Here is a 10,116-nt window from a genome sequence, read left to right as displayed (position 1 = left end):
CGCCCGCCGGCAGCCCGGCCGGCGCGGTGCCGAGCAGCGGCGCCAGCGCCGGGTCCAGCAGGGCGATGCGGGCGGAGGGCATGCCATCGTCGCGCAGCCGCTCGCGGATGCCCTCCACCAGCTCCGTCACCAGGCCGAAATCGGCGAAATTCACCCAGACGCCGATGCGCCGCCCCATCTGGTCCTGCACCGGCGCGGCGAAGACGATCGCCTGGCCCGAATCGCCGGGGTAGAGCTCACGCAGCAGCGGCTCGATGGCCGGCTGCTCCACCACCGTGCCGGACAGCCCCTCCCTGCCCCGCAGGAAGCGGCCCTCCAGCGCCTTGGTCAGCCAGGGCGCGCCGGCCAGGCGGCGGGTGTAGAGCCTGTCGGTGCCGAGGTCGCGGCCGGCGGCGTCCTTGCTGTTGGCGGCCAGCACGCGGCCCTCCGGCGAGACCAGCAGCATCAGCTTGTAGACGCCATAGGTCGCCATGTAGTCGTCCATCACCCGCACCAGCGGGTTGTCCGGCCCCGGATTGTCCCAGTTCTCCGAGCGGTGCGCGGCGGTGTTCAGGCCGAAGGCCTGCACGTCGCCATAGCGTTCGAACAGGTTGCGGTCGATCAGCTCGTTGAGGATGGCGGCGTTGTCGGCGAGCTGGTCCAGCGCCATGCCGCGCAGCGCGGCGCGCGTCGGCAGGAAGGCCGCGCCCAGCAGCAGCGGCGGCAGCAGCGCGAAGACCAGCAGCCACAGCACCAGCCGCGTGCGGATCGAGTGGAATGTCATCGGCGCCGCCTCGGGAACAGGGCGGCGTTCTAGCTGCTGCGCTGCGAAGATGCGGTTAAGCGCGCCGCCGTCAGATGGCGAAGTTCAGCGCCTCGGGCGTCGGCCGGCGCAGCCCGGCCAGGGCGGCGCGGCGCAGCAGCTCGGCGATGGTCAGCTCGCCCAGCTGCGCCAGCAGCGCCGCCTCCAGCTCCTGCCAGAGCGGGCGCAGCACCTTCTCCTGCAAGGGCGAGGGCGCGGCGGGATCGGCCTCGTCCCCGTCACGCGGCGCGTCGGGGCCGGTGATGGCGGCGGCGAGCTCCGCCAGGGTGATGTCGCGCGCGGCGCGGCCCAGCCGGTAGCCGCCCTTCGGCCCGCGCGTGCTGCCCAGGATGCCAGCGCGGGAGAGCGCCTGCAGCACCGGCTCGATGCCGCGCCGCGCCTCGCCCAGCCGGTCGGCGATGTCGCCGGCCGGCACCGTGCTGCCGCGCCCGGCGTGGAACGCCACGTCCAGCACGATGGCCACCGCCGTCATCACCCGATCCCGCCGCAACAGCATTGCATTACCCCCTGAACCACGCGCCCAAGACGTGATATAACGCAGCCATGCCCGAAGGAAACACCCCTCCTCCCCGCCCCGCCGCCGGATTGCGCGACAGCATCCTCGACACCATCGGCAACACCCCGCTGGTCCGCCTGCCGCGGCTGGAGGCGGCGCGCGGGCTACAGGCGCGGCTGGCGCTGAAGCTGGAATTCTTCAACCCGCTCGGCTCGGTGAAGGACCGCATCGGCCTGGCCATGGTCGAGGCGGCCGAGCGCGAGGGGCGCATCCGCCCGGGCGAGTCGGTGCTGGTCGAGCCCACCTCGGGCAACACCGGCATCGCGCTGGGCTTCGTCGCCGCCGCCAAGGGCTACCGGCTGATCGTCACCATGCCGGACGGGGCCAGCATCGAGCGGCGCAAGATGCTGCGCCTGCTGGGCGCCGAGGTGGAGCTGACCCCGGCCGGCCAGGGCATGTCGGGCGCCATCGCCCGCGCCGAGGCGATCATCGCCGCGACGCCCGGCGCCTGGATGCCGCGGCAATTCGACAACCCGGCCAACCCGGCGATCCACGCCGCCACCACGGCGGAGGAGATCTGGGCCGACACGGCGGGCGCGGTGGACGCGGTGGTGGGCGGCGTCGGCACCGGCGGCACGCTGACCGGCATCGCCCGCGCGCTGAAGCCGCGCCGCGCGGGGCTGCAGGTGATCGGGGTGGAGCCCGCGGAATCCGCCGTGCTCTCCGGCGACGATCCCGGCCCGCACGAGATCCAGGGCATCGGCGCCGGCTTCCGCCCGGCCGTGCTGGAGCTGGCCCTGCTCGACAGCGTGCGCCGCGTCACCGAGCGGGAGAGCTTCGCCGCCGCCCGGCTCTGCGCCCGCACCGAGGGGCTGCCGATCGGCATCTCCTCCGGCGCCGTGCTGCACGCCATGCTGGAGCTGGCCGAGCAGGAGGCGATGCGCGGCCGGCTGATCGTCGGCATCGCCGCCTCCTTCGCCGAACGCTATCTGTCCACGGATCTGTTCACGGGATTGTGATTGCGAACCGGCGCTCTTCCGGGCTTGCGGCGGCAGCCGCCGGCACCATCGGCGGTTGCGGGGTCAGATTGTCAACAACCGGTTAAAACCCCCTGACCATCCTGCCGCCCAAACCGGCGGGAACCGTGTGCGATGCGCTTTTTCCTGAATCTGAAAGTGGGGCTGAAGCTTGCGCTGTCAGCCCTGCTCACCTTCATCCTGTTGGCGGTGCTGGTGGTGCGCACCAATTCCAGCCTGACCGACGTGCTGGCGCAGGATCAGGTCCTGCGCCAGGCCGCCGAGGCCAACAGCGCGCTGAGCGATGCCGAGACCGAGGGCGTGCGCGCCGCGCTGTACAACAGCATGGCCGAGGGGGCGCAGACGCTGGAGGCGGTGGAGGCCGCCCAGCAGGGCGTGCAGCAGCGCCTGGCGCGGCTGCGCGAGCGCATCCAGTCCGGCGCAGAGCAGGCCCAGCCGGCCGAGCGCGAGCGCGCCCTGGCCCTGCTGCCGGAGATCGACACCTACGCCGCCGCGCTGAACGAGGTGACGCAGCAGCGCATCGCCCTGCTGAACCGCCGCGACCGCGTGCTGTTCCCGGCGATGAACGAATACGACCAGCGCTTCGAGGCGGTCGCCGCCAGCATGGAGTTCGAGCTGACCGAGCCGGGCCGCGTCGACGAGATGCGGCAGCGGCTGATGGCCTATCACGGCGCGGTCAACGACCTGCGCGCCGCCGTGCAGCGCTTCATCGGCACCGAGGACCAGGAGCAGGCCCGCCGGCTGCGCCGCGCCGTGGCGCAGCAGCGCGTGCATTTCCGGGGCGTCTCCAGCGGCCCGCTCTCGCCCAGCCTGCGCACCGAGGTGGAGCGCATGGGCACGGCCAGCGCCACCATCGCCACCGCCTCGGAGGAGATGGTGACCGGCATGGCCGCCATCGCCGAGCTGCGCCAGGGCCGCGCCGATCCGGCCCGCGCCCGGCTGGAGGAAGGGCTGAGCGCCGTGTCGCAGGCGATGGAGGCCGACGCCAATGAGCGCCACCGCGCCGTCGAGGCCGCGCTGTCGCAGGTCAAGCAGGACACGCTGATCGCCGGCGGCGCCATCGCCCTGGTGCTGATCCTGGCGGGCTTCGCCACCTCGGGCGCGATCAGCGCGCCGCTGCGCCGGCTCTCCACCGTGCTGTCGCGCATCGCCGAGGGCAATGCCGCCGTCACCGTGCCGGACCGCAACCGCCGCGACGAGATCGGCGCCATCGCCGGCGCGGTCGAGGCGCTGCGCGCGACGGTGGGCGAGGCCTTCGCCCAGCGCCAGATGCTGGAGCAGATGCCGGCCGGCGTGATGATGTCCGACCCGGCCAAGGATTTCCGCATCACCTACCTGAACGCGCGGATGCGCGAGATCCTCTCCGACCACGTGGCCGACGCGCTGCCCTGCGCGCCGGAGGAGGTGCCGAACCGCAATCTCGACATCTTCCACGCCGACCCGGCGGCGCAGCGCGCCCTGCTCTCCGACGCGGCCAACCTGCCGCATCGCGAGCGCATGAAGATGGGCAGCGAGGTGATCGACCTCAGCGTCTCCGCCATCCGCGACAGCCAGGGCGGCTATGTCGGCCCGATGCTGGTCTGGACGCTGGTGACCGAGCAGGCCCGCCTGGCCGACACCTTCGAGGGCCAGGTGAGCGGCACGGTCGAGCATGTGGTGGCGCAGGCGCAGGAGATGCGCGAGGCGGCCCGCCGCCTGACGGCCAGCGCCAAGCAGTCCGGCCAGGAGGCCGGCATGGTGGCCGAGGCCGCCGGCCGCGCCAATGCCGACGTCCAGGCGGTGGCCGCCGCGGCCGAGGAGATGGCCGCCTCCATCGTCGAGATCACCCGCCGCGTCAGCGAGGCGGCGCAGGTCACCGACCGCGCGGTGCAGGAGGCGCGCTCCACCGACGCCACCATGCGCAGCCTGGCCGAGAGCGCGACCCGCATCGGCGACGTGGTGCGGCTGATCGGCGACATCGCCGGCCAGACCAACCTGCTGGCGCTGAACGCCACGATCGAGGCGGCCCGCGCCGGCGAGGCCGGCAAGGGCTTCGCCGTCGTCGCCTCCGAGGTGAAGAACCTGGCCGGGCAGACGGCGCGCGCCACCGAGGAGATCAGCACGCAGATCGCCGAGATGCAGTCGGTGACCGGCCGCGCGGTGGAGGCCATCCGCGGCATCGGCAGCACGGTCGAGCGCACCAACGAGATCTCGACGGCGATCGCCGCCGCGGTCGAGCAACAGGGCGCCGCGACGCAGGAGATCGCGCGCAGCGCCAGCCAGGTGGCTGAGGCGACCGGCACGGTGACCCAGCGCATCGCGCGCGTGCGCGAGGCGGCGGTGAACGATGCCGAGGCCGCCGGCGGCATGCTGGAGGCGACCGAGGGGCTGGCCGGCCAGGCCAACGAGCTGCGCGGCCGCGCCTCGGAGTTCCTGGTGGCGATCCGCGCCTGACCTCGGGCGGGCCGCCGCGGCCCGCCCCGCCGGCGCAGGAAAGGCCCGTCCGGTCACCGGACGGGCCTTTTGCATGGCCGCGCGCAAGAGCCTCCTGGGCGCCACCATGCCCGTGCCGCGACAGGCCGCCATCGTCGTGGCCAGCATGGGCGCGGGGGACGTCAGGCCACCGGCCCGGGGTGCCGCACCCGCCCAGCCGGTGCGACGCGCACCTGGCAGGCGGGCGGCGGTGTACGCAAGGGGGGGGTGAAGAACGGGGTCCGCCGCGGAGCGGCTGGGCCGCGCGGCCCCGCGCCCGCGGCGCCAGATCAGACGGTGTAGGAGATCAGGCTGGCCGAGGTGGTCTCGTCACCCGCCATGACGAGATAGCGCTGGATCAGCTTCTCGCGCCCCTCGGGCGTCGCGAACTGCTTCAGGTCGATCCGCTTCTCGAGCTGGCGCGCCTGGGATTCGATCGACTGGAAGGCGATCGTCTCGGGCAGGCCGGCCAGGGTCAGCGCGACGCGGCGCAGGATCTTGTCGCCGAGAATGTTGTAGACGCCGGGCGTCTTGTCTTCCATCGAGCGCACATGCAGCGCATCGGCGACCGGCTGGCTCTGCGCCGACACCTCGTCGACGCGCTTGTACTCGATGTAGTTGGCGCGGATCTCGGCGAAGACCTTCGGGTCGCGCAGCTTGTCCAGGCCGGATTTGGCGAAGTCCAGCGTCGTCGCCGCCGCCGACCAGGCCTTGTTGGTCAGGCGCGAGGGCAGGTTGCCGTCCTTCGACAGATCGGCGGTCAGCGCCTTGACGGCCAGGCCGACATTGTTCTCCTGCCCGGCCAGGCCGAAGGATTCCAACAGCACGCGCCGCGCCGTCGGGTCCTTCAGCAGCTCCTCGGGCGACTTCGCCTTGTCGATCGCCTTCTGCAGCCGGTCGAGGTCACGGGTGATGGCAGCGTCCTTGCTGAGCCGCTCGGTCGCCTTGTCCTCGTTCTTCAGCGTCTGCTTGTAGAGGCCGATGCGCTCGGACCCGCTCATCACCGTGCCGCCATCGGAGCCGTAGCCGAACAGCACGCCGATATACGGGTTGATCGGCACCGGCCGGCGCCTCAGCCCGGCCGGGGCGCGGCCACGGGCGCGGCGAGGGCCGCCTCGCCCAGCATGGCGTCGTCATGCGCGAACAGCACGCGCACGCGGCGCATCGCCTCCCAGCAATCGCCGGTCTCGAGATCGGCGATCGCCTGGGCGAGCACGTTGCGCGCCGTGGGCGAGGTCGTCGCGGCGGCGTACTCATCGGCCAGCAGGCGGGCGTGGCCGACATACTGGTCGCGCTCCTCCTCCTCGGCGATGTAGGCGGCCTGGATGGCGAAGTAGACGCGCCGCGCCGGCGTGCGCGCATCCTCGGGCGACATGATCTGCTTGCCGAACAGGAAGCGCGCGCGGTTGGACAGCATGACGCTGGTGCGCGTCTTGAACTGCAGCGCCGCGCCATTGACCAGCATGCGGTCGCCGGCGCGCAGGTCGAGCACCAGGCGGCCGGAGCCGCGCGGGGAACGGGTCTCGCTCATGCCGCGGCGCCCGTCTCGGCCGGCGCCGTTTCTGCCGGGCTCGGGGCGCGGCCCATCAGCCCGCCGGCGAAGCTGTCGCAGAGATCGGCGAGGAAGCCGAGATCGGCCGCGTCCTCCTTCTCCACCTCGCGCATCGCGACGCGGCAGAGCGAGACGATCTGGCCGCGCAGCGGCGCCGGCAGCTCGCAGCTTTCATGCAGGACGAGGATGCGCACGGTGGAGAACAGGCGCAGCGCATCGGCGCGGGCGCGCACCCTGTCGATCTCGGAGCCCTCGATCGCCACGCGCAGCCGGCCCGAGACCAGGGCGTAGACCTCGGCCTCCTGCTCCCGCAGCGACCTCGCGGCCTTCACGACACCATAGGCGCGCAGCGCCTGGGCCTGAAAATGGTGTGCGGACACGATACCAGCCTCTCGTTTTGATGGCGGCGGGACGCGGGGCCCCGTGTGTGGTTCGGGTTCTGTCAGGAATCAGGGCCGGACGGTATCGCTCCGTCCGGCCCGGCGGGGCCCGCCTTTTGGCGGCGCCCTTCAACCCTGTCCGGCTTAGCGGAACAGCGAGAGCAGCACTTCCGGCGCCGAGTTGGCGGTCGACAGCGCGGTGGTCGCCAGCTGCTGCTGCGTCTGCAGCGCGGTCAGCCGGGCCGACTCCTTGGCGAGGTCGGCATCCACCAGCGAGCCCAGACCCTCTTCCATCGCGTCGATGCGGGCGCTGTTGTAGGTCATCTGGCTGGAGATGAACTTGCTGTCGTTGCCGAGCTCGTTCTGCGTCGAGTTCACCTGGGCGGTGAGCGAGACGAAGGTCTTCAGCACGGCACCGCCGGCACCGCCGATCTGCACCATGTCGACATCCTGCATCTCCGTCACCGGCGGCGGGCCGGGGTCGGTCTGGACCTCGGCCCGGCCCTGCAGAAGCGCCTTGGCCTCGGCGGCGCTGATCGAGGTGATGCTGTCGAGGCTGCCGCTCGCCGGAATGGCACCTTCGGAGCTGGTCGCGACGTTCGAGCCGGTCGCGAAGCTCGCGACATTCGGGCCATCCGCCGCCACGGCGGGCGCCGGCACGGCGGCGCTGGCGCCACCGCCGATGCTGGCCGTGAAGCTCAGCTGGTCGGCCGTCGTGCCGCTCGCATTGACGGTGTAGGTCTGCCCCTTCTCGTTGCGGGTGACCTCCATCGGCTTGCCCTCGAAAGGCTGGCCGGTCAGCGGGTCGGTGTCGGTGCTGCCCAGCAGGCGCGTGCCGTTGTAGCTCGCATCCTGCAGAGTGGTGTTCATCTGCTTGGTGAGCGACTTGAACTGCTCGGTGTACTGCTTGCGCGTCTCGGCATCGAGATTCGAGTCGGACAGCTTGGTCAGCACGTTGCTGACCTCGGAGGTCAGCGTGGTGGAGACAGCGTCCACCGCCTTCAGCGTGCTGGTCAGCAGGCCGTTCACGCCGCCGAGCTGGTCATTGGCCGAGTTCAGGCCGGAGACGTCGGCGCGCACCTTCTGGGCGACGGCATAGGCGGCGCCGTCATCCTTGGCGTCCGACACCTTGTAGCCGGTCGACACCTTCTTCTGGGTGGTGTCGAGCTGCTGGTTGATCTTGTTCAGCGACTGCAGCGCGACCTTCGCGCTGGAGTTCGTGATGACCGAGTTGGCCATGGCTTCATTCCTGTTCACCGGCACCGCCTGATTTTAGGCGGCGCGGCCATAACCTCCGGTCTTTTCTGGAGGTGTCTGGCCGGGAAGGAAGGTCACCGCGCGGATCATCCGCCGTACCGTCCGTCTCCACCCGATCCTGGGGCGGCGATGCGAGGCTCGCCCGGGTTTATGAACGGCATGTTTACCATTTTCGGGAAGAGCGGCCTGGCTCCGAAAAAAGCCGCCGCACCGGCGGGCAGAAACGGCCCCCGGCGGGGCGCCCATGCGGCCAGCCCCTCCCCCGCGGCCTGGCCGGAGCGAGAAAGGCCGGGGGCGCGGCGGCGCCCCCGGCCCGGTCAGCCACCGCCCCGCGGCGGCGCCCGGCGGATTACCGGAACAGCGAGAGCAGCACCTGCGGCGCCGAATTGGCGGTCGACAGCGCGGTGGTCGCCAGCTGCTGCTGCGTCTGCAGCGCGGTCAGCCGGGCCGATTCCTTGGCGAGGTCGGCATCCACCAGCGAGCCCAGGCCCTCTTCCATCGCGTCGATGCGGGCGCTGTTGTAGGTCATCTGGTTGGAGACGAACTTGCTGTCGTTGCCCAGCTGGTTCTGCGCGGCGTTGCTGCTTTCCTTCACCGCGGTGAAGGTCTTCAGCACGACGCCATCCACCATCACGGCGTCGACCGCCGTGGTGGTCTTCGCGCCGGCGCCGTCATCGACCTGCACGCTGCCCTGCAGCAGGGCCTTGGCGGCCCCGGCCGAGATCGACACGATGTCGTCCAGGCTGCCGCTCGTGCTGGCAGCGTCGCCGGTGACCACGTCGGTGGCCTCGATGAGGTTATCCGTGTCCGCATCGGCGTCGTAGTAGCGGACGCCGACCAGGCCGCTGGTCGCGCCCGCCGCCACCGCGCCACCGCTGATGTTCGCGGTGAAGCTCATCTGGTCGGCCGTCGCACCGCTTTCATTGACGGTGTAGCTCTGGCCCTTCTCGTTGCGGGTCACCGCCATCGAGCCGCCGGAATAGGCATTCCCCGTCAGCGGGTCGGTCGCGGTCGAGGACAGCAGGCGCGTGCCGTTGTAGCTCGCATCCTGCAGCGTGGTGTTCATCTGCTTGGCGAGCGACTTGAACTGCTCGGTGTACTGCTTGCGCGTCTCGGCATCGAGATTCGAGTCCGAGAGCTTGGTCAGCACGTTGCTGACATCGGTCGCCAGCGTGTTGGAGACGGTGTCCACCGCCTTCAGCGTGCTGGTCAGCAAGCCGTTCACGCCGCCGAGCTGGTCGTTGGCGGAGTTCAGGCCGGTGACGTCGGCGCGCACCTTCTGGGCGACGGCATAGGCGGCGCCGTCATCCTTGGCGTCCGACACCTTGTAGCCGGTCGACACCTTCTTCTGGGTGGTGTCGAGCTGCTGGTTGATCTTGTTCAGCGACTGCAGCGCGACCTTCGCGCCGGAGTTCGTGATGACCGAATTGGCCATGGGAGCTGGTTCCTGCTCAGCGACACCGCCTGCTTTTAGGCGGTGCGGCCAGGGCCCTCACATGGGCAGGGCCTGGCCGGGAGGAGGGTCACCGCGCGGATCATCCGCCGTACCATCCTTCTCCGCCCGATCCTGGGGCAGCACCCATACCCTGGACCGGGTTTATGAACGAGATGTTTACGGTTCGCGTCACTCCGCCCCCGCCGCCGGGACCGAGCCCCGCCCCGGCCGGGCATTTTCCGCCCAATCTCCGTGCGAAGATGAGCGGCAGGTTAACAAGCTGGTCCGAACTCCGCGCCACCCTGCCGCCCCGGCACAACTAGGATTCGCGGCATGGACGACCTCATTGCGGAATTCCTGGCGGAGACCAACGAGGCCCTGGCCGAGCTGGACACCGCCCTGGTGGACCTCGAGCGCGCTTCCGAGGACAGTGAGATCCTGGCGCGCATCTTCCGCATGGTCCACAGCGTCAAAGGCACCTGCGGCTTCCTCGGCCTCTCCCGGCTCGAGGCGGTCGCGCATGCCGCCGAATCCCTGCTCGGCCTGTATCGTGATGGCGACATCCCCGTCACCCAGGACGGCATCACCGCCGTGCTGGCGGCGATCGACACCATCCGCGTGATCATGGCCGGGCTGGCCGAGACCGGGGCCGAGCCCGCCGGCGACGACACCGCCCTGGTGGCGCAGCTGACCGCCGCGGCCGAGC

At 71.1% G+C, this 10,116-nt stretch carries 10 protein-coding genes; 3 read left to right on the top strand and 7 right to left on the bottom strand.

The window, feature by feature from the left end:
• A partial coding sequence (locus tag HMPREF0731_RS24785) for a cache domain-containing protein (RefSeq protein ID WP_007001912.1) occupies nt 1-763 on the bottom strand: 763 nt, incomplete at its 3' end.
• A gap of 70 nt (nt 764-833) precedes the next feature.
• Nucleotides 834-1,298, bottom strand: a complete 465-nt coding sequence (locus HMPREF0731_RS00045) for an RrF2 family transcriptional regulator (protein WP_007001911.1) — start codon at nt 1,296-1,298, stop codon at nt 834-836.
• 47 nt (nt 1,299-1,345) lie between these two features.
• On the opposite strand from HMPREF0731_RS00045, the gene cysK reads away from it, so the two are divergent.
• Both cysK and HMPREF0731_RS00035 read left to right on the top strand, forming a co-directional pair.
• Nucleotides 1,346-2,317: a cysteine synthase A gene (gene cysK / locus HMPREF0731_RS00040; RefSeq protein WP_007001910.1), complete on the top strand. Its 972-nt coding sequence runs from the start codon at nt 1,346-1,348 to the stop codon at nt 2,315-2,317.
• Between the two features lie 132 nt (nt 2,318-2,449).
• Entirely contained in the window at nt 2,450-4,768 is a 2,319-nt protein-coding gene (locus HMPREF0731_RS00035; RefSeq protein ID WP_007001909.1) for a methyl-accepting chemotaxis protein, read from the top strand.
• A 308-nt stretch (nt 4,769-5,076) separates the two neighbouring features.
• Here the strand turns inward: HMPREF0731_RS00035 and HMPREF0731_RS00030 are convergent, their stop codons facing one another.
• The 5 genes from HMPREF0731_RS00030 to HMPREF0731_RS00010 form a co-directional block, all read right to left on the bottom strand.
• Nucleotides 5,077-5,847, bottom strand: a complete 771-nt coding sequence (locus HMPREF0731_RS00030; protein ID WP_007001908.1) for a DUF1217 domain-containing protein — start codon at nt 5,845-5,847, stop codon at nt 5,077-5,079.
• Between the two features lie 11 nt (nt 5,848-5,858).
• A complete protein-coding gene (locus HMPREF0731_RS00025; RefSeq protein ID WP_007001907.1) occupies nt 5,859-6,317 on the bottom strand; it encodes a flagellar biosynthesis repressor FlbT in 459 nt (152 codons plus the stop codon).
• Nucleotides 6,314-6,718 carry a flagellar biosynthesis regulator FlaF gene (locus HMPREF0731_RS00020; RefSeq protein WP_007001906.1) on the bottom strand — a complete coding sequence of 135 codons (405 nt, stop codon included), beginning with the start codon at nt 6,716-6,718 and terminating at the stop codon, nt 6,314-6,316. The genes HMPREF0731_RS00025 and HMPREF0731_RS00020 overlap by 4 nt, the downstream gene beginning before the upstream one ends.
• A 144-nt stretch (nt 6,719-6,862) precedes the next feature.
• A complete protein-coding gene (locus HMPREF0731_RS00015; protein WP_007001905.1) occupies nt 6,863-7,957 on the bottom strand; it encodes a flagellin in 1,095 nt (364 codons plus the stop codon).
• A gap of 367 nt (nt 7,958-8,324) precedes the next feature.
• Nucleotides 8,325-9,410: a flagellin gene (locus tag HMPREF0731_RS00010; RefSeq protein ID WP_007001904.1), complete on the bottom strand. Its 1,086-nt coding sequence runs from the start codon at nt 9,408-9,410 to the stop codon at nt 8,325-8,327.
• A gap of 333 nt (nt 9,411-9,743) precedes the next feature.
• On the opposite strand from HMPREF0731_RS00010, the gene HMPREF0731_RS00005 reads away from it, so the two are divergent.
• On the top strand, nt 9,744-10,116 hold a 373-nt coding region (locus HMPREF0731_RS00005), incomplete at its 3' end, for an Hpt domain-containing protein (RefSeq protein ID WP_007001903.1).

It is taken from the genome of Pseudoroseomonas cervicalis ATCC 49957 (assembly GCF_000164635.1).
In the GTDB taxonomy this organism is placed as follows: domain Bacteria; phylum Pseudomonadota; class Alphaproteobacteria; order Acetobacterales; family Acetobacteraceae; genus Pseudoroseomonas; species Pseudoroseomonas cervicalis.
The sequence above is the reverse complement of the archived record's forward strand: the minus strand, read 5'-3'. Positions and strand labels throughout refer to the sequence as shown.

Coding starts and splice junctions, on each gene's coding strand:
- HMPREF0731_RS00045 (WP_007001911.1), bottom strand. CDS start 1,298: ATGCTGTTGCGGCGGGATCGGGTGATGACGGCGGTGGCCATCGTGCTG.
- cysK (WP_007001910.1), top strand. CDS start 1,346: ATGCCCGAAGGAAACACCCCTCCTCCCCGCCCCGCCGCCGGATTGCGC.
- HMPREF0731_RS00035 (WP_007001909.1), top strand. CDS start 2,450: ATGCGCTTTTTCCTGAATCTGAAAGTGGGGCTGAAGCTTGCGCTGTCA.
- HMPREF0731_RS00025 (WP_007001907.1), bottom strand. CDS start 6,317: ATGAGCGAGACCCGTTCCCCGCGCGGCTCCGGCCGCCTGGTGCTCGAC.
- HMPREF0731_RS00015 (WP_007001905.1), bottom strand. CDS start 7,957: ATGGCCAACTCGGTCATCACGAACTCCAGCGCGAAGGTCGCGCTGCAG.
- HMPREF0731_RS00010 (WP_007001904.1), bottom strand. CDS start 9,410: ATGGCCAATTCGGTCATCACGAACTCCGGCGCGAAGGTCGCGCTGCAG.